At 71.2% G+C, this 18,418-nt stretch carries 14 protein-coding genes; 6 read left to right on the top strand and 8 right to left on the bottom strand.

Features of this window, described 5'->3' with window-relative positions; translation table 11 throughout:
* Positions 1–194 precede the first annotated feature (194 nt).
* Genes ACFPFQ_RS17660 through ACFPFQ_RS17650 form a run of 3 tightly spaced genes read left to right on the top strand, consistent with a single transcriptional unit; the run spans position 195 to position 3,324 of the window.
* A complete protein-coding gene (locus tag ACFPFQ_RS17660) occupies positions 195–1,043 on the top strand; it encodes a carbohydrate ABC transporter permease (protein ID WP_379620071.1) in 849 nt (282 codons plus the stop codon).
* The gene (locus tag ACFPFQ_RS17655; RefSeq protein ID WP_379620069.1) at positions 1,040–1,939 is read left to right on the top strand and encodes a carbohydrate ABC transporter permease; all 900 of its coding nucleotides are present in this window, start codon (positions 1,040–1,042) and stop codon (positions 1,937–1,939) included. The genes ACFPFQ_RS17660 and ACFPFQ_RS17655 overlap by 4 nt, the downstream gene beginning before the upstream one ends.
* A 32-nt stretch (positions 1,940–1,971) precedes the next feature.
* Positions 1,972–3,324, top strand: a complete 1,353-nt coding sequence (locus ACFPFQ_RS17650) for an ABC transporter substrate-binding protein (RefSeq protein ID WP_379620067.1) — start codon at positions 1,972–1,974, stop codon at positions 3,322–3,324.
* A gap of 104 nt (positions 3,325–3,428) precedes the next feature.
* Here ACFPFQ_RS17650 and ACFPFQ_RS17645 read toward each other — a convergent pair whose 3' ends face one another.
* Complete coding sequence (locus ACFPFQ_RS17645) at positions 3,429–4,136, bottom strand: DUF4097 family beta strand repeat-containing protein (RefSeq protein ID WP_379620065.1); 708 nt, start codon at positions 4,134–4,136, stop codon at positions 3,429–3,431.
* Between the two features lie 144 nt (positions 4,137–4,280).
* The gene (locus tag ACFPFQ_RS17640) at positions 4,281–5,648 is read right to left on the bottom strand and encodes a WS/DGAT/MGAT family O-acyltransferase (RefSeq protein ID WP_379620063.1); all 1,368 of its coding nucleotides are present in this window, start codon (positions 5,646–5,648) and stop codon (positions 4,281–4,283) included.
* Positions 5,649–5,871: 223 nt separating this feature from the next.
* Here ACFPFQ_RS17640 and metH point away from each other — a divergent pair, with 223 nt between their 5' ends.
* A complete protein-coding gene (metH, locus tag ACFPFQ_RS17635) occupies positions 5,872–9,489 on the top strand; it encodes a methionine synthase (protein ID WP_379620061.1) in 3,618 nt (1,205 codons plus the stop codon).
* Between the two features lie 103 nt (positions 9,490–9,592).
* Here metH and ACFPFQ_RS17630 read toward each other — a convergent pair whose 3' ends face one another.
* Entirely contained in the window at positions 9,593–10,786 is a 1,194-nt protein-coding gene (locus ACFPFQ_RS17630; RefSeq protein WP_379620059.1) for a low temperature requirement protein A, read from the bottom strand.
* Positions 10,787–10,818: 32 nt separating this feature from the next.
* On the opposite strand from ACFPFQ_RS17630, the gene ACFPFQ_RS17625 reads away from it, so the two are divergent.
* Positions 10,819–11,682, top strand: coding sequence for an LLM class flavin-dependent oxidoreductase (locus ACFPFQ_RS17625; protein ID WP_379620057.1), 864 nt, complete (start codon positions 10,819–10,821; stop codon positions 11,680–11,682).
* A gap of 10 nt (positions 11,683–11,692) precedes the next feature.
* On the top strand, positions 11,693–12,628 hold the full coding sequence (locus ACFPFQ_RS17620; protein WP_379620055.1) for a hypothetical protein: 936 nt from the start codon (positions 11,693–11,695) through the stop codon (positions 12,626–12,628).
* A gap of 25 nt (positions 12,629–12,653) precedes the next feature.
* On the opposite strand, the gene ACFPFQ_RS17615 is transcribed toward ACFPFQ_RS17620, so the two are convergent.
* Genes ACFPFQ_RS17615 through ACFPFQ_RS17595 form a run of 5 tightly spaced genes read right to left on the bottom strand, consistent with a single transcriptional unit; the run spans position 12,654 to position 18,384 of the window.
* Positions 12,654–13,385 (bottom strand): hypothetical protein, encoded by a 732-nt coding sequence (locus tag ACFPFQ_RS17615; protein ID WP_379620053.1) that lies wholly within the window; start codon positions 13,383–13,385, stop codon positions 12,654–12,656.
* A complete protein-coding gene (locus tag ACFPFQ_RS17610) occupies positions 13,376–15,319 on the bottom strand; it encodes an alpha-galactosidase (RefSeq protein ID WP_379620051.1) in 1,944 nt (647 codons plus the stop codon). Before ACFPFQ_RS17610 ends, ACFPFQ_RS17615 begins: the two co-directional genes overlap by 10 nt.
* Entirely contained in the window at positions 15,316–16,146 is an 831-nt protein-coding gene (locus ACFPFQ_RS17605) for a carbohydrate ABC transporter permease (RefSeq protein ID WP_379620049.1), read from the bottom strand. The genes ACFPFQ_RS17610 and ACFPFQ_RS17605 overlap by 4 nt, the downstream gene beginning before the upstream one ends.
* Position 16,147: 1 nt before the next feature.
* The gene (locus ACFPFQ_RS17600; protein ID WP_379620047.1) at positions 16,148–17,101 is read right to left on the bottom strand and encodes a carbohydrate ABC transporter permease; all 954 of its coding nucleotides are present in this window, start codon (positions 17,099–17,101) and stop codon (positions 16,148–16,150) included.
* A complete protein-coding gene (locus ACFPFQ_RS17595; RefSeq protein WP_379620045.1) occupies positions 17,098–18,384 on the bottom strand; it encodes an ABC transporter substrate-binding protein in 1,287 nt (428 codons plus the stop codon). The genes ACFPFQ_RS17600 and ACFPFQ_RS17595 overlap by 4 nt, the downstream gene beginning before the upstream one ends.
* Positions 18,385–18,418: the final 34 nt, after the last annotated feature.

Below are 18,418 nucleotides of genomic sequence, written 5' to 3'. Positions count from 1 at the left end.
TCTCGTGATCACCTCCGATTGACAGGGTCTCGCTCGGTCCGCGGTCGACGTGGTCCCGTGCACACGGCCTGAGAGGGTGGAGCTTGTCGTCCGTCACGTCCACCCCGCCGGCATCCGCTCCTGCGGCTGCATCCGAGCGGAAGGCTCCTGTCCGGAGGCGCCGGTTCGGCCCCCGCGAACGTCATGACTTCCTGGTGTTCCTCGCCCTCGCGGCGCCGAACGTCCTGCTGATCGTCGCGTTCACCTACCGGCCGGTCCTCACCAACCTCTATTACTCGACGCTCAACTGGACCCTCGGCGCCGCATCGGCCATCCCGATCGGCCTCGGCAACTACGTCGAGTTCTTCACCTCACCCGGCACGGCCGAGATCGCGCGGGTCACGGCGGTCTTCACCGTCGCCACCGTCGGCGGGTCGATGATCCTCGGGCTGCTGATCGCGCTGGCGCTCAACCGCCGGATGCGCGGCATCGGGTTCGCGAGGGCCGCGGTGTTCTCGCCGTTCGTCCTCTCGGGCGTCGGCGTCGGCCTGATCTGGACGTTCATCTTCGACCCGACGGTCGGCATCCTCGGCGGCGTGCTGCGCTCGATCGGCGTGGCGAGCCCGGAGTGGTTCAACAACCCGCAGCTCGCGCTCGTGATGGTGATCATCGTCTACGTGTGGAAGAACATGGGCTACGCGGCGGTGATCTACCTGGCCGGCCTGCAGTCCATCCCGCAGGACCTGCTCGAGGCCGCCGCGCTCGACGGGGCCGGGAGGTTCCGCACGTTCCGCTCGGTCGTGCTGCCGCTGCTGTCGCCGACCACGTTCTTCCTGCTGGTCACGAGCGTACTCAACTCGCTGCAGGCGTTCGACATCATCCGGATCATGACGCCGCTGGGGCAGGGCACCAACACGCTGATCTACGAGGCGTACCTGCAGGCGTTCGGCGGCTACAACCGGGCGGGCTACTCCGCGACGGTCTCGACGGTGCTGTTCGGGGTGCTGGTCATCTTCACCCTGGTGCAGATCCTCTTGCTGGAACGGCGGGTGCACTACCGGTGACCACCTCGATCACGACCCCGCCCCCCGCCCCGCCCGCGGCGCCGCCACCCGCGCACCCGCTGGCCCCGCGCAACCTGTGGGCCGCCGCCGTGGCGTCCTACGTGCCGCTGCTGATCGCCACCGCCGTGGTGGTGCTCCCGCTGCTGTGGATGGTGCTCGCGTCGTTCAAGACGACCAGCGAGATCCTCACGACGGACCTGTCGTTCCTGCCGCGCAGCCTCGCGCCCACGAACTACATCCAGGCCGCCGACGAGGTGCCCTTCGGCAGGCTGTTCCTCAACTCGACGATCGTCACGGTGGTCGGGGCCGCGATCAAGGTCGCGCTCGCGATCATGACGGCGTACGCGCTGGTCTTCGTGCGGTTCCCGTTCAAGAGCCTGGTGTTCGCCGGCATCCTCGCCACGCTGATGGTGCCGCCGCAGGTGTCACTGCTGCCGAACTACCTGTTCATCACCGGGCTCGGCGGGGCCGACACCTACTGGGGCATCATCCTGCCCGGGTTGGGCACGGGCTTCGGGACGTTCCTGCTGCGCCAGCAGTTCATGACGCTGCCGCAGTCGATCATGGAGGCCGCCGAGATCGACGGGGCCGGGCACTGGCGGCGGCTCACCCGCATCGTCATCCCGATCTCGATGCCCAGCATCGTCACCGTCGCGCTGGTGAGCATCGTCTTCGAGTGGAACGACTACCTCTGGCCGCTCGTCATCGTCTCCGACCCGAACATGATGACGCTCCCGGTCGGGTTGACGCTGCTGTCGAACAGCGAGAGCAAGCTCTCGGCGTTCGGCGTGCTGATGGCCGGCTCGGTGGCCGTGATCATCCCGGTGCTCATCGTCTTCACGGCGCTGCAGCGCTACATCATCGCCGGCCTCACGCAGGGCGCGGTCAAGGACTGAACCACCCCCCTCCACCACCAGAAGGACGTTCCATGTCGGCAGTACACCAGCCCTTCGATCGACGCGGTTTCCTGCGCATCGCCGGCGCCGTCGGTCTCACCGCCGCAGCGGCCGCGTGCGGCGGCCCGTCCACGTCCGGCGCCACCGGCCCGGCCGCCGGACCGGCCCAGATCGACTTCTCCGGCGTCAAGCCGGCACCCGAGATCACCTGGTGGTCCAACAACCCCGGCGGATCGCAGGCGGTGTCGCAGCAGATCGTCGACGCCTTCAACGCCTCGCAGAAGGACACCAAGGTCACGCTCGTCACCGCGGGCAAGGACTACGAGGAGATCGCGCAGAAGTTCCAGACCGCGCAGACCGGCGGCTCGGTGCCGGACCTCATCGTCTTGTCGGACGTGTGGTGGTTCCGCTACTACATGCTCGGCTCGATCATCCCGCTGGACTCGGCGATCAAGGCCGTCGGCATCGAGACCGGCGACTACCGCGACCAGCTGCTGGCCGACTACCAGTACAACAACGCGCAGTGGGCGATCCCGTGGGCCCGTTCGACGCCGCTGTTCTACTACAACAAGGCCCACTGGGCCGCCGCCGGCCTGCCCGACCGCACCCCCAAGACGTGGGAGGAGTTCGCCGACTGGGCTCCCAAGCTGCAGTCCGCGGTGCCGGGTGTGCAGCACGCGTTCCAGATGCCCGCGCTGGCCGGGTACGCGGGCTGGAGCTTCCAGAACCTGCTGTGGGGCTACGGCGGCGGCTGGAGCAAGGACTTCGACGTCACCTGTGACGCTCCCGAGGCCGTGGCCGCGATGCAGTACCTGCAGGACGCGGCGTACAAGGGCAAGTGGGCGGGCGTGGCGAGCGTCGACTCCGCCAACGACCTGTCCGCGGGCGCGGTCAGCGCCACCGTCAGCTCGACGGGCAGCCTGGTCGGCATCCTCAAGGCCGCCAAGTTCGACGTCGGCGCCGGCTTCCTGCCGGGCGGGCCCGCGACGAGCTCGCCGGTGTGCCCGACCGGTGGAGCCGGCATCGGCATCCCGAAGTCGATCACGAAGGAGCGGCAGTTCGCCGCGGCCACGTTCCTGAAGTTCCTGACCTCGCCGGAGAACACCGTGACGTTCGCGGGTGCCACCGGGTACATGCCGGTGCGCAAGTCGGCCGACGTCACGGCGCTGGAGGCGAAGTCGCCGCTGAGCAAGATCGCGATCGACCAGCTCGCCGTCACGCGCGTCCAGGACCGGGCCCGCGTGTTCTTCCCCGGCGGTGACCAGGAGATGGCCAAGGCCTGCGCCAACATCCTGACGCAGCAGAAGGACCCCAAGACCGAGCTGACGGCGCTCAAGACCGCGCTCGAGAAGATCTACACCAACGACGTGAAGCCGCACATCTGAGTGGGGCGGCCCCGCGCCGGCCCCGTTGCAGGAAAGCCACTTTGCCGCAACCACGTTGCGGGAAAGTGGCTTTCCTGCAATCCGAGAGCCCGCCGGAACAGCTCTCAGCCCGGCTGGACCGTGACGTCACCACTGTCGGAACGCAGGTCGAGACGGTGCGCGCCGGCCGGGTCGTTGGCGATCCGGACGGTGGCGGTGCCGCTGTCGGTGACGGCCGAGACGTTGTAGGAATCAGCAGGGTAGGAAGAACCGGCCGGCACGGTGACCGTGATGCTGCCGCTGCCGGCGTTCGCCGTCACGTCCTGCGGCGTGGTCAGTGCCAGCCGGACATCACCGCTGTCGGCCGTCGCGTCGACCCGGCCCCCGCGCAGCGACCGGCCGTCGATCGTGCCGGAGTCGGCGTTGGCGCGCACCGGGCCGGTGATGCCGTCCATCGTGATGTCGCCGGAGTCCGACGTGACGTCGACGGCGCCCAGCCCCGTCAGCGCGTAGGAGCCGCTCGAGATCTTCCCGTTGATCGGGGTGCCGGTCGGGACGGTGATCGTGTAGTCCACCGAGCAGTTCCCGGTGCAGTCCTCGAGCACCAGCACGCCGCCCTCCACCCGCTGGGTGGCGCCGGGCTTCTCCCCGCTGTAGCTGACGACGCGGTGCACGGTGGCCGGTCCGGTGCCGCCGCGCACGGTGACGTCCCCCGAGTCCCCGGTGACGCGCACGGCCGTGATCTGCTGCGACAGCGTGGCGTCGTCGCTGAACTCGGCCTTGCGCAGCCCGCAGGCGCCGAGCCCGGCCACCCCGATCGCCGTGGCCGCCACAACTGCTCCCAGCCGAACCGACTGACGCACCGCAATCCCTCATCCCGCTCCGACCCCCGACCGGTGATCACCGGTCGGGAGTGACGTTAGGGGGCGGGCGGGGCGCGTCCCATGGGGCATACCCCCATCTGCGGCGGGGGTCCGCTACCCCCGGGGATCGAGCTCGGCGAGGCTGTCCTCCAGGTGGGTCAGCATCCGCTGCAGGTGCGGGACGTTGCGCCGGCAGCCGGTGAGACCGAACTGCATGGCGCCGTTGTAGCTGGTGACGGTGATGTTGAGGGCCTGGCCCTCGAACGGGATGGAGACCGGGTAGGTGCCCTGCAGCTTCGCGCCGTTCCAGTACAGCGGGGTGCGGGAGCCCGGGACGTTCGAGATGATCAGGTTGAACATCGAGACGACGCCGGCGAGACCCGGCACCATGTTCAGCATCGTCGGCAGGCCCAGCAGCATCCCGGTCATGGCCTGGATCTGCAGCGGCGTCTGGCCCGCCATCACGGCCTTGGCCCGGTTCATCGACGCGCGGATCTCCTGCAGCCGGTCGTGCGGGTCCGCGATGTCGGTGGCGAGGCTGCACAGCACGATGCCCACCTCGTTACCGCCGGCCGCGGTGCTGCCCGCCGCCCGCAACGACACCGGAACGGCGGCGACGAGCGGCTTGTCGGGCAGCGCGCCCTGCTCCTCGAGGTAGCGGCGCAGCGCCCCCGCGCACATCGCCAGCACCACGTCGTTGAGCGTGGCCCCCGCCGCGGCGCCCGCCGCCTTGAGCCGGTCGATCGGCCACGGCTGCGCCGCGAAGCGCCGGGCACCGGTGATCGGGCCGTTGAGGATGGTGCGCGGCGCCGGGACGGGCAGCGCGTCGGACTGCGAGCGCAGCGTGCCGACCGCGAGCTTGGCCAGCACCGGAAGGGTGCCCGCGATGTCGCCGACGGCACCGACCGCCGAGCGGATCATGCCCAGCGGGTCTATCGACGCGCCACTGCCGTTGGCGCCGGTGGACTCCGGGAGCTTCGCCCACAGCGGCACGACCGGCCCGTCCGGCGTCTCGGACAGCGACTTGATCAGCATCCGGGTGGCCGAGACGCCGTCGACGAGTGCGTGGTGCACCTTCATGTAGGTGGCGAAGCGGCCGTCCTGCAGGCCCTCGATGAGGTGGAACTCCCACAGCGGCCGGTGGCGGTCCAGCAGCGTGCCGTGCATGCGGGAGGTCAGCTCCAGCAGCTCCCGGACCCGGCCCGGTCGCGGCAGCGCCGAGAGCCGCACGTGGTACTCGAGGTCGACCGCGGCGTCGTCGGCCCACGCGATCTGGCCGAGGCTGCTCACCGGCGTGGCCGGGCGGCTGCGCATCAGTGGCCGGAGATCGGTGAAGCCCAGCAGCTCCTGGTAGAGGTTGCTCACATGGTCCGGGCCGGCTCCGGGCGGCAGCTCGAACAGCTGCAGGCCCCCGACGTGCATCGGGTGCTCCCGGGACTCGCCGATGAGGAACATCGCGTCGACTGGCTGCATCAGGCCCATGGGCGTCAGCCTCTGGCCTCGACCCGGTGGCGTCAACGCCGCAGCACAGCGCGGCGGCATCGAATTCCTGTCGTGGCGGGAATCACGTAGGGGGAGCACGCCGGATGGGGTAGGCGGTATCGTCTCCCGGAAGAGTCGAGAGGCGCTGCGACGGGCTGCTGCCCGCCACGCTCGGCTCGCACGCATCACTGTAAGGGCGCCTCCCTTCCCGGGAGGTTGCCAGGTGAGTTCGTCCGAGTCGGCGCTACGAGCGCTTCTCAACCAGCGGGTCGCGGTGCTCGACGGCGCGTGGGGAACGATGCTGCAAGGCGCCGGCCTCACCCCGGACGACTACCGCGGCGATCAGTTCGGTTCCCACACCCATGACGTCACCGGCGATCCCGACCTGCTGAACCTGACGCGGCCCGACGTGATCCTCGACGTCCACCGGCAGTACCTGGCGGCGGGCGCCGACATCACCACCACCAACACGTTCACCGCCACCAGCATCGGCCAGGCCGACTACGGCCTCGAGTCGCGGGTGCGCGAGATGAACCTGGCGGGCGCCCGGCTCGCCCGCGAGGCCGCCGACGAGTTCGCCGCGCCGGATCGGCCGCGCTTCGTCGCCGGGTCGATCGGCCCGCTCAACGTCACGCTGTCGCTCTCGCCCAGGGTGGAGGACCCCTCCTACCGCGCCGTCACGTTCGACCAGGTCCGGGCCGCGTACGCCGAGCAGATCGCCGCGCTCGCCGAGGGTGGCGTCGACCTGCTGCTCATCGAGACGATCTTCGACACCCTCAACGCCAAGGCCGCCATCGCCGCTGCGCGCGACGTCGCTCCCGACCTGCCGCTGTGGATCTCCGTGACGATCGTCGACCTCTCGGGCCGCACGCTGTCCGGGCAGACCGTCGAGGCCTTCTGGAGCTCGATCGAGCACGCCCGCCCGCTCGTCGTCGGCGTCAACTGCTCGCTGGGTGGCGCCGAGATGCGCCCGCACGTGGCCGAGCTGGCGCGCTTCGCCGACACCTACGTGGCCAGCCACCCCAACGCCGGCCTGCCCAACGCCTTCGGCGGCTACGACGAGACGCCGGAGGAGACCGCCGAGCTGCTCGGCGAGTTCGCCGCGTCCGGGCTGGTCAACATCGTCGGTGGCTGCTGCGGCACGGGCCCGGCGCACATCGCTCGCATCGCGGCCGCCGTTGCCGATCTGCCGACCCGCACGGTGCCCGCGGCGCCGCACCGCACGCGCTACAGCGGACTCGAGCCGTTCGAGATCGGCGCCGACACCGGCTTCGTCATGATCGGCGAGCGCACCAACGTCACCGGCTCGGCCCGGTTCCGGCGCCTGATCGAGGGCGGCGACGCCCAGGGCGCCGTCGACGTCGCGCTCGAGCAGGTGCGCGGCGGCGCCAACCTGCTCGACGTCAACATGGACGCCGACCTGCTCGACAGCGAGGAGGCGATGACCACCTTCCTCAACCTCATCGCCACCGAGCCCGAGGTCGCCCGCATCCCGATCATGATCGACAGCTCCAAGTGGACCGTGCTCGAGGCCGGGCTCAAGTGCGTGCAGGGCAAGGGCGTGGTCAACTCGATCAGCCTCAAGGAGGGCGAGGAGCCCTTCCTGGAGAAGGCCCGGATCGTCCGTGACTACGGCGCAGGCGTCGTCGTCATGGCCTTCGACGAGAAGGGCCAGGCCGACACCACCGAGCGCAAGGTGTCGATCTGCGGCCGCGCCTACGACCTGCTCGTCGGCATCGGCTTCCCCGCCGAGGACATCATCTTCGACCCCAACGTCCTGGCCATCGCCACGGGCATCAGCGAGCACAACGGCTACGGCAAGTCCTTCCTGGAGGCGCTGCCGCTGATCAAGCAGCGCTGCCCGGGCGTCCGGATCAGCGGCGGCATCTCGAACCTGTCGTTCTCCTTCCGCGGCAACAACGTGGTGCGCGAGGCCATGCACTCGGCGTTCCTCTACTACGCCGTCACGGCCGGGCTCGACATGGGCATCGTCAACGCCGGGCAGCTGGCCGTCTACCAGGACATCCCCGCCGATCTGCTCGAACTCGTCGAGGACGTGCTGTTCGACCGGCGCGAGGACGCCACCGACCGGCTCGTCACGTTCGCCGAGACCGTGAACGGCTCGGGCACCCAGCGCGTCGTCGACCTGGCCTGGCGCGACGCGCCCGTCGAGCAGCGGCTCTCGCACGCGCTCGTGCACGGCATCGTCGACTTCATCGTGGAGGACACCGAGGAGGCCCGCCTCACGAGGGCGCGGCCACTCGAGGTGATCGAGGGCCCGCTGATGGACGGCATGAAGATCGTCGGCGACCTGTTCGGCTCCGGCAAGATGTTCCTGCCGCAGGTGGTCAAGAGCGCGCGCGTGATGAAGCGTTCGGTGGCCTACCTCGAGCCGTTCATGGAGGCCGAGAAGGAACTGGCCCGCCAGGAGGGCCGCGAGGAGGTCAGCCGCGGGCAGGGCAAGGTCGTGCTGGCCACCGTCAAGGGCGACGTCCACGACATCGGCAAGAACATCGTGGGCGTGGTGCTGGGCTGCAACAACTACGAGGTCATCGACCTCGGGGTCATGGTGCCAGCCTCGGTCATCCTCGACACGGCCGTCGCCGAGGGTGCCGACGCCGTCGGGCTGTCCGGCCTCATCACGCCGTCGCTCGACGAGATGGTCACCGTCGCCGCGGAGATGCAGCGCCGCGGGCTGAAGCTGCCGCTGCTGATCGGCGGCGCCACCACGTCGCGCCAGCACACGGCGGTGCGCATCGCGCCGGCCTACGACCAGGTCACGGTGCACGTGCTCGACGCGTCCCGCGTCGTCGGCGTCGTGTCCGACCTGATGGACAACGACCGCGCCGACGCACTGGACACGAGCAACCGCGCCGACCAGGAGCGCCTGCGCGTGGCGCACGCCAACAAGCAGCGCCAGCCGATGCTCACCGTGGAGCAGGCACGCGCCAACTTCGAGCGCGTCTCCTTCGACGGCCTGCCGGTGCCGGCCTTCACCGGTCTGCGCGTGGTCACACCCGAGCTCGACGAGCTGCGCGCCATGATCGACTGGCAGTTCCTGTTCCTGGCGTGGGAGCTCAAGGGCAAGTACCCGGCGATCCTGGACCAGCCGGTGGCGCGGGAGCTGTTCGACGACGCCAACACCCTGCTGGACAAGATCATCGCCGAGGACCTGTTCCAGGCGAAGGGCGCCTACGGCTACTGGCCCGCGCACTCCGAGGGCGACGACATCCTGCTCGAGGGCGGCGTCAGCTTCCCGATGCTGCGCCAGCAGACCAAGAAGCCCGAGGGCCGCGCCAACCGCTGCCTGTCGGACTACGTCGCGCCGGCCGGTGATCACCTCGGCGGCTTCGCCGTCGCCATCCAGGGCGCGGAGAAGCTCGCGGCGTCCTACGAGGCGGTGCAGGACGACTACCGGTCGATCATGGTGAAGGCGCTGGCCGACCGCCTCGCCGAGGCGTTCGCCGAGTACATCCACCTCGAGGCCCGGCGCAACTGGTTCGAGCCCGACGCGGAGCCGGACCTGGCCGACCTGCACGCGGAGCGCTTCCGCGGCATCCGCCCCGCGCTGGGGTACCCGGCGAGCCCCGACCACAGCCTCAAGCAGGAGCTGTTCGACCTGCTCGACGCCGACGCGCTCGGCATCGAGCTGACCGAGTCGTTCGCGATGACGCCCGCCGCCGCCGTCAGCGGCCTGATCTTCGCCCACCCGGAGTCGAAGTACTTCACCGTCGGACGGCTGGGCAAGGACCAGATCGAGGACTACACCCGCCGCCGCGGCCTCGACCAGGCAGAGGTGGAGCGCTGGCTGCGGCCGAACCTGGCGTACGAGCCGGAGTAGGCCAGCTCGACGCTCGCACACACCGGAGCACCCCCGCACACACCTTCCAGGGTGTGTGCGGGCACGCCAGGGTGTGTGCGAGCGCGCCTTTCAGCCGCAATCCTCAGCGCCGCGCCGCCCGCCGCAGGTACACGGCGAGCAGTGCACCGAGGACCACGCCCATGGCCAGCACCGCAGATCCGATGCCGATGACCTCGGCCAGTGCTCCGCAGCCCAGCACGAGCACCGCCATCGCGGTCACCAGCCCGTGGCTCAGCGAGCCGGCGGGCCAGGTGAACTGGCGAAGCTGGCTGATCACGATCATGAAGACCGCCACCGGGACGGCCACGGCGAGGCCCGCGACCGCGAGCGGGAGGTGGGCCTGGTGCTCGCTCGCCAGCACGGCCACCTCGAGTCCAGCACCGAGGGCCGCGATCGCGGCGAACACCAGGTAGTGACCGTATCCCCAGGTCAGGGCCACCCGCATGGAGACGAGGCCGGCGTCGTCACCACCGAGGAAGTAGGTCCACCACAGCCCGAAGATCAGCAGCAGGCCACCGATGGCGAGCATGATCAGGTCGATCGACAGGCCGGCCTCGGTGATGCCCGACTGGAAGGCGATGGTGGTGCCGAGCACGCACTCCCCCAGCACGATCAGGGTCAGCAGCCCGTAGCGCTCGGCGATGTGCTCCGGGTGCCACGTGGTGGCGCCCCGGCTCTCCGCGAAGACCGGCACCGCGATCTCCGCGAGCACGAGCACGCCGAACGCGATGTAGTCGAGCGGGTGCGGCAGCGCGAGGCGCACCAGCCACAGCACCTGCACCACCGCGATACCGCCCGCGTAGCGCAGCGCGCAGGCCCGCCCGGCGGGGTGTTCGCGCGCCGCCCGCAGCCACTGCAGGACCATGGGGACGCGCATGATCGCGTAGCCGATCGTGGCCACGGTGAAGTCGTACTCGGTGAGCGCGGCGGGCACGCCGGCGGCGAGCACCAGCACACCGGCCATCTGCACCAGGGTGAGCAGCCGGTAGGGCACGTCGTCGGTGTCGTAGGCCGAGGCGAACCAGGTGAAGTTCATCCAGGCCCACCAGATCGCGAAGAACACCATCGCGTAGCCAAGCAGCGCCGAGCCGATGTGGTCGGCCTCGACGCCGTGGGCGAGCTGCGCGGCGGCCTGGGAGATCGCGACGACGAAGCACAGGTCGAACAGCAGTTCCAGGGGGGTGGAGGCGCGGTGGGACTGGCCGGGATCCCGCGCCACCATGGACCGGCGCCACGGGACCCGGAACGCCGGCACCGTCTCGGGGCTCTCGCTCATGGCCGAGAGCCTGGCACGGCAGGATGCCGGACATGCGATTCGGGGTGTTCCTCCTGTCCCCGCAGTTCCCCGGCGCCACGCACACCGCCGTGCTGGATGCGACGGTGGCGACGGCCGTGGCTGCCGATGAGGCCGGGTTCGACGAGGTCTGGGTCGCCGAGCACCACTTCCTGTCCTACGGGGTGTGCCCGTCGGCCCTGACGCTCGCCGGTTTCCTGCTCGGCGCGACGAAGCGGGTCACGGTCGGCACCGCCGTCACCGTGCTCCCCCATCACCACCCGGTGGCCGTGGCCGAGCAGGTGCTGCTCGCCGCGCTGGGCGAGCAGGCCGTTGCGGGGTTCCCCGACCTCGCGGTCGTGCCGCAGCCGCGTACCCGGCCGCGGCCCGGCGTCGTGGTCGCGGCGACGTCCGACGCCACGGTCGCGCTGGCCGCCCGCCGAGGGCTGCCGCTGCTACTCGGCATGCATGCCGACGACGCGGAGAAGGCGGCGGCGATCGCGCACCACGAGTCGGTGGCCGGGCACCCGGTCGGCGGCCACGTCGGCGTCGGGATCGCGCACGTGGCCGACACCGACGCCGAGGCCGTCGCGCTGCTGCAGGACCGGCTGCCGCGGTGGTTGCGACCGGGGCCGGCCGGCTACCGGCGTGCCGACAGGGCACCGCATCGCACCCGCGACCCGGACGCCTACGCGGCGCTGCTGTGCCGCCTGCACCCCGTCGGCTCCCCCGAGCCGTGCCGTCAGCGGCTGGCCGGGGTGGCCGCGGGCATCGACACCATCGTGCTGACGGTCGACGGCACCGGTGAGCACAGCCACACCTGGACACGATCACGCGGCTGGGCACCGAGGTCCGGCCGGCGCTGCGCTGACTTGACCTCGAGTCAACTTCAATGGTGAGGATCGGAACATGGCAGCCAACAGCGTTCTGGACGAGGCCTACGGCCGGCTGCACCACACCGGCCCGGAGTTCGTCGGCTGGCTGAGCAACCATGGGCCGATGGCCGCGGACGCGCTGATCCGGATCGGCCGCGCGGGCGAGGTCGCGCGGTGGGTCGACGGTTACGCGCAGCGGCTGGAGGAGGAGCCCGCGCCGCGGTGGGCGATCGACGCGGCAGGCTGGCGGGAGCCGCTGGGTGACCCGTCCCGGCTCGGGGACTGGCTCGCCTTCTTCGCCACCGCGGTGCACGCCGAGCCGTGGGAGGCCCTGCTCGCGACGTGGTGGCCCCGGCTGCTGCCGGGCGCGATCGCCTCGGCCACGCACGGCCTCATCCGCACCGGACACGCCGTGCGCGCGCTGCGCGAGGAGGTCACCGCCGAGCGGCTCGACGACATCCCGGCCGCGGGGATCGGGGAGGGCGGCGGAACCCGCACCCGGCTCGCTCGCGTCGCCGCGTCCACGGAGTGGCCGCGCGCCACGCAGGCACTGCGGCCGGTGACACCCGCAGCGGCCGGGCCCGCCGCGCTCGACGAGCTCGTGGACGCCGCCGTCGACCGGTACCTGCACTGGGCGCACGGCAACCCGGTGATGCTCGTGCATGCCGCCACCGCACCCCGCGCGGCGGCACTGGTGATCCCGGCACTGCCGACGCAGCTGTGGCAGCCCACCTACAACACGGCATGGGCCGTGACGGCGGCGATCTCGGCCGCCTACCGGCCGGCCGACCCGGCCGCGCCACCCGCCCACTCCCCGGAAGATCCCGAATCGGTCACCGACCGCGCCGTGGCGGTGGCGGACGAGCACGCGATCAAGTTCGTGGAGGTGGCGCTGGAGAGCCACCGGCGGGGCAACGGGACTGCCCTCGCCGCCGCCGACCGTGCCAGCGAGCTGATCGGCCGGGCCTAGCTCATGGCAGGGGTCGGGGTCGCGCTCACCCCGCCGCGATCGTGAGCTCCCAGCGCAACGTGCCCGAGGCTCCCGTCGACGCCGGCTCCCCCGGCCCGTCCAGCGCAGCGGCCGTCCCCACCATCGGCTCCACCCCGATCGAGCGGTACGGGCCGCCTGCGGGCCAGCCGCCCAGGTTGCGCCACAGCAGCAGCGAGCACGGCGCGTCACCCTCGAGCACCCGCCACGCCAGCTGCAGGGTGTCGGCGCCGTCGTGCACCGTCGCCGCCGCGCAGCCGGGCAGCACCGCCGCCACCGCCGTGCCGTCGTCGGGGCCCAGCCGATCGAGCCCCGACGGCCAGTCCACCGTCCGGCCCTCGTCGATCAGCACCGCCGTGGTCGCGCCCGGCGCCTCCAGCCGCGCCGACGGCGAGACGTCCAGCAGCGCGTGCACGGCGTGGACGAACGGGGTGTGCGGCGGGCCCATCACCGTGTAGTCGACGGTGAGCGGCGCGCCGCCGCGGTTCCGGCGCGCGAGCCGGAGGTCGCCGTGGCGCTCGCCCCAGGGTCGCGACCACACGTCGCCGTGGTCGGGGAGCCCGCGGACGGTCGGGAAGCACTCCTCCACTCCCCCGGCGTCGACGAACGTCGCACCCGGCCGGGCCGCCCGGCGCGCCGCCTCCGCGGAAGCGTTGCGCCACAACCACTCGCGCTCCGGGGTACGCAGCGACGTCCATCGGCCGCCGTGTGCCGCGTCGAACTCGACGGTCAACTGCACGGCACGCGCTCCAGCACGACGACGTCGCAGTCCGGGGCGAGCGCGAACGGCACGTCCACCCCGCCGACGGTGAGCGTGCCGCCGTTCACGTCCCTCCCGTGCACGCGGTAGCTGCCGCCGGGGTCGAGCCCGACCGGGCGCACCGTCACCGCACCGGCACCTGGCCGCGCCCACACCAGCAGCACCACCCGCGACTCCCCCGTGTACTGCACGGCGTAATGCGCGCCACCGGGCTGCCCGTGGCGCGTGACGAGGCCGGACCGCACGACGTCGCGGACCTCCCGGTACAGCGCCACGAGCTCGCGCGCCCGCGAGCGGGTCGGCGCGTCCCAGGCCAGCAGGTCGGCACCGATGCCCAGCACCCCGGCCATCGCGACGAGGAACCGGAACTCGAGGCTCGTCGCGGCGGTGTCGAGCCGGTCGGGCTCGTCGGTCACCCACGAGCTCATGACCGACGGCGGGTAGGCCGAGAGGAAGCCGTGCTGGATGGCGAGCCGGTCGCGCGGGCCCGTCTCGTCCGACGGCCAGACCACATCGGACAGTGCCAGCACGGCGTTGTCGACGCGGCCGCCACCGCCCGCGCACGCCTCCACCGTGACGTGCGGGAACTCCTTGCGCAGCAACGCCATCAGCCGGTAGTAGGCCCGCGTGTGGGCCACCGGCCAGCGCGTGATCGAGCGGTTCATGTCCCACTTGAGGTAGCTGATCGGGTGCTCGGTGAGCAGCCGCCGCAGCATGTCGCCCGCCCACGCCTCGACCTCGGGACGGCCCAGGTCGAGCGTGTACTGGTTGCGCATCGTGATCAGCGGCCGGTGCACCCAGTCCGGATGCTCCCGGTACAGGTCGCTGTCGGGGTTGACGGCCTCGGGCTCCACCCACAGCCCGAACCGCATCCCGCGCTCCAGCACGCCCTTGACCAGCGGCTCCAGGCCGTCGGGGAACCTCTCGGTGTCGACGAACCAGTCGCCGAGCCCGGCCCGGTCGCTGGTGCGCCCGCGGAACCAGCCGTCGTCGACGACGAACACCTCGGCGCCGATGTCGGCGGCGACGTCGGCGAGCGCGAGCTGGTGCTCCACCCGGACGTCGAACGTGGTGGCGTACCAGGAGTTGTAGACGATCGGCCGGTCCCCGGCCCGCACCAGCGCGCCGTTCTGGTACTCGTGCCACGCCCGCGCCACCCCGGCCGGCCCGTCCGCGCTCCAGACGCCGAGCAGGCGTGGCGTCTCGAACTCCTCCCCGGCCGCGAGGGTGATCACCGTGGACTCGTCGTCGATCCCGCCGCTGACGCGCACGACCTCGCGGAACGGCACCGCGTCCACCTGCAGCCGCCACGACCCGCTCCACGCCAGCGCGACGCCGTAGGTCGCACCCGAGCCGTCGCGCGAGCGCAGCGTCACCACCGGCGCGTACGTGTGCGACGTGACGCCCTGGCGGCTGCCCAGCGACAGCTGCCCGGCCGGCAGGTCCACCTCGACCGGGGTGAACTCCCGCGACCAGGCCCCCACCAGCTCGCCGACCCGGGCTCCCGGCCCGACGGGCACGTTCCAGCCCGCGCCGAACGCCCTGGTCAGCGTCACGTCGCGCAGCGCACGGACCACGGCCCAGCGCTCGATGACGTCATGGTCACGAGACGTGCGCCAGTGCAGCGTGGCCTCGACGCCGTCGCCTGCCAGCCGCGCCACCAACCCGCCGGGCACCCGCTCGACGGCCAGCACGGACAGGGCCAACCCGCCGGGCACCAGCAGCTCGCTGGTCTGCGCGAACCTGGTGCCGGCCGCGGCGAACTCCAGCGGCGTGACGTCGGCGTCGGTCTCGAACGAGGAGTGCCGCACCGGGCCGAGCGTGCGCGGGTGCTCCGGATCGCCCCAGTGCTGCAGCACGAGCCCGTCCCCGACGACGTAGACCGACCGGGCGGTCCGCAGTTCCCACGTCATTTGTTCGACCCCACCAGCAGCCCGGAGACGAACTGCTTCTGGAACACGAAGAACACGATCGCCGTCGGGATCGCCGCCACGAGCGAGCCGGACGCGATGACGTTCCACGAGCTGGAGAAACCACCCTGCAGGTTGAGCAGTGCCGCCGTCACCGGGAACTTCGTCTCCGTGCGCAGCACCGTCATCGCCCAGATCAGGTCGTTGAAGATCCAGGTGGTCGCCAGCGCCGCGAGCGCGGCCAGCGCGGGGCGACACAGCGGCAGCACGATGCTCCAGAAGGTGCGGCCCGCACCCGCACCGTCGAGCACGGCGGCCTCGAACACCTCGGTGGGCAGCGACCGCATGAACCCGTGCAGCACGAACGTGTAGAAGCCCAGCCCGAACCCGATCTGCACCACGACCAGCGCGAACAGGGTGTCGTATATCCCCAGCTCCTGCGTGATCCGCGAGACCGGGATGAGCAGGATCTGTGGCGGTAGCAGGTTGCCCGCGAGCATCACCAGCAGGATCGTCCGCCGCAGCGGGACGCGGAACCGCGACAGCGCGTACGCCGCGATCGCCGCCAGCGCCAGCGAACCGAGCACCGCGAACACGGTGACGATCCCGCTGTTGACCAGCGACGCAGCCACGCGACCGCCGACGAGCGCCGTGACGAAGCCGTCGAGGGAGAAGGTCGCCGGGAAGGCGCCCAGCCCGCGCGTGGCGATGTCGTCGAAGCTGCGGACCGCCACGAGCACCACGAAGATGATCGGCGCCAGCCACAGCAGCGTGAACGGCACCATGACGACGTGGAACCACGGCGACCTGCGGGCGTGTGTCACGGCCATGTCAGCTCTCCTCCGCTCGGGACTGGCGGACGAGGTAGGTGATGATGAACGCCACCGCCAGCAGGAAGATCACCACGGCGATCGCGGAGCCGTAGCCCAGGTTCACCAGCGTGAACCCCTGCTGGAACATGTACGTGGAGAGCAGCTGCGTCATGTTGTACGGCCCGCCGCGGGTCATCGCCCACACGATGTCGAACGTGCGCAGCGAGTCGATCACCGTGACGGCGAAGACCACCGTGTTCACGCCGCGCAGCTGCGGCATCACGATCTTCCAGAACCGCTGCCACGCGTTCGCCCCGTCGACGGCCGCGGCCTCCTCCAGCGTCGGATCGGTGCCCTTGAGCCCGGCCAGGTACAGCACCATGATGTAGCCGACCTGACGCCAGACCGCGGCGATGAGCACGGCGTAGAGCGCGATGTCGGGATCGGCGAGCCACTGCCGCGACCACGCCCCGAGCCCGAGCGCGCCCAGCCCGGCGTCGATCGGCCCGTCGGGCTGGTACATGACGCGCCAGAACAGGCCCGTCACGGCCAGCGAGATCACCATCGGCAGGTAGATCGCGCTGCGGTAGAAGCCGACGCCGCGACCGGGGCGGTTGAGCGCGACGGCGAGCCCGAGCCCGCCCACCACCGACAGGCCGCCGAACCCGATCACCCAGATGACGTTGTTGCGCAGCGCCGTCGCGAAGATCGGGTCGGCGAACAGCTTCGTGTAGTTGTCCAGCCCGACCGGCTTGGCCGCCCCGACCCCCTTCCAGCTGGTGAACGACAGCGAGAAGCTGTTGAACGCCGGCCAGAACACCCAGAAGACCTCGACGGCCAGCGGCACCGCGAGGAACAGCCAGACGAGCACCGGGACGCGGCCCAGCACACCCCGGCGCCGCGGCGCCGGGAGCCCGTCCGGGGCCCGCGCCCCCGGCCGCTGCACCCGCGGCCGCACCCCGGCCGCGGTCATGACGAGAAGACCGACTTGGCGGCGGCCTGCCACGCCTTCTGCGTGCCTGCGATGTCGGCCGGGTTCGCGATGAACTTCGTCAGCGCCGCATCGGCCGTGGTCTGCAGCGCGTCGCTGGAGTCCCGGTTGAAGAACTGGGTGATCTCCTTGGTGTTGTTGAGCATCGTGATGGCCTTCTTCACCAGCGGGCTGAACGACGCCGTGTCGACGTCGGGTGAGGTCGGCATGTTCGACCCGCCCGACTTCTGGATGAACTCCTGCTGCGCCGGGGCCGAGGCCAGGTAGGACAGCAGCGCCTTCGCGCCGGCGGCGTTCTTGCTGCCGGCGGCCGCGAAGTAGCCGTCGGTGGGCGCCTCCTCCGCGCTGGGTACGGCAGGGTCGATCGTCGGCACCGAGAAGAAGTCCAGGTCGTCCTGCTGCTCCTTCGGGAAGTACTGGGTGGCGAACGCGCCCACCAGGTACATCGCGGCCTCGTCGTTCACCATCGGTGTGGCCGCCTGCTGCGCGTCCCAGGACGTCTGGTTGGGGTGGAAGTACGGCACGATGCGGCGGTACTGCTCCAGGACGGCGGCGATCTGCTTGTCCTCGAAGGAGCGCTTCCCGGCCAGCAGCTCGCGGTGGTAGGTGGCGCCGTTGATGCGCAGGTTCAGGTAGTCGAACCAGCCCGATGCCATCCAGGGCGTCGGCCCGATGCCGTTGGTCAGCGGCACCACCCCGCGCGCCTTGAGCGTGTCGCAGAGCTTGATGAACTCGTCCCACGTGGTGGGCGGCGTGACGCCCCACTTCGCGAACGCGGACTTCTTGTAGAAGATCGACCACCAGTAGTAGTTGGTGGGCACGAAGATCGACTTGCCGTCGCTGGAGGTGGACAGCGCCTTGAGCGCCGGCGAGAAGTTCGCGCAGGCCCCGCCGGGCTGCCACAGTTCCGAGACGTCGAGCAGCAGGTTCTGCGCGGCGTAGGAGTTCGCGACCGACCCCGCGTACCAGGCCAGCACGTCCGGCGGGGTGGCGCTCGTCAGGTACGTCGAGAGCTGGGCGCGGAACTGCTCGGTGGCCACCGAGTTGAGCGTGACCTGCCCGGTCTTGTACTCCCCCACCAACGCCTGCAGCGCGGCCTTGGGCCCGGCGTCCTGGATGGACGACTGCAGCGTCAGCGTGCTGGCGGCGGCGCCGCTCGCACCACCGGCGTCGGCACCGGTGCCGACGCAGCTCGCCACCAGCGGCAGCGCCGTGAGGCTTGCGGCGCCGATCAGGAACCGGCGCCGGGAAAGCGATGTCGTCATGACGACCTCCAGTGCGCCGACGTTGGCGCAGTCA

This window comes from Pseudonocardia sp. GCM10023141, assembly GCF_042653605.1.
This window is presented reverse-complemented; position numbering and strand designations above follow the sequence as displayed.

Excerpts from the sequence above, each read along its gene's own strand:
- ACFPFQ_RS17620 (WP_379620055.1), top strand. The coding sequence starts at position 11,693 with ATGGCAGCCAACAGCGTTCTGGACGAGGCCTACGGCCGGCTGCACCAC.
- ACFPFQ_RS17625 (WP_379620057.1), top strand. The coding sequence starts at position 10,819 with ATGCGATTCGGGGTGTTCCTCCTGTCCCCGCAGTTCCCCGGCGCCACG.
- ACFPFQ_RS17600 (WP_379620047.1), bottom strand. The coding sequence starts at position 17,101 with ATGACCGCGGCCGGGGTGCGGCCGCGGGTGCAGCGGCCGGGGGCGCGG.
- ACFPFQ_RS17630 (WP_379620059.1), bottom strand. The coding sequence starts at position 10,786 with ATGAGCGAGAGCCCCGAGACGGTGCCGGCGTTCCGGGTCCCGTGGCGC.
- ACFPFQ_RS17605 (WP_379620049.1), bottom strand. The coding sequence starts at position 16,146 with ATGGCCGTGACACACGCCCGCAGGTCGCCGTGGTTCCACGTCGTCATG.
- ACFPFQ_RS17640 (WP_379620063.1), bottom strand. The coding sequence starts at position 5,648 with ATGGGCCTGATGCAGCCAGTCGACGCGATGTTCCTCATCGGCGAGTCC.
- ACFPFQ_RS17610 (WP_379620051.1), bottom strand. The coding sequence starts at position 15,319 with ATGACGTGGGAACTGCGGACCGCCCGGTCGGTCTACGTCGTCGGGGAC.
- ACFPFQ_RS17595 (WP_379620045.1), bottom strand. The coding sequence starts at position 18,384 with ATGACGACATCGCTTTCCCGGCGCCGGTTCCTGATCGGCGCCGCAAGC.
- ACFPFQ_RS17650 (WP_379620067.1), top strand. The coding sequence starts at position 1,972 with ATGTCGGCAGTACACCAGCCCTTCGATCGACGCGGTTTCCTGCGCATC.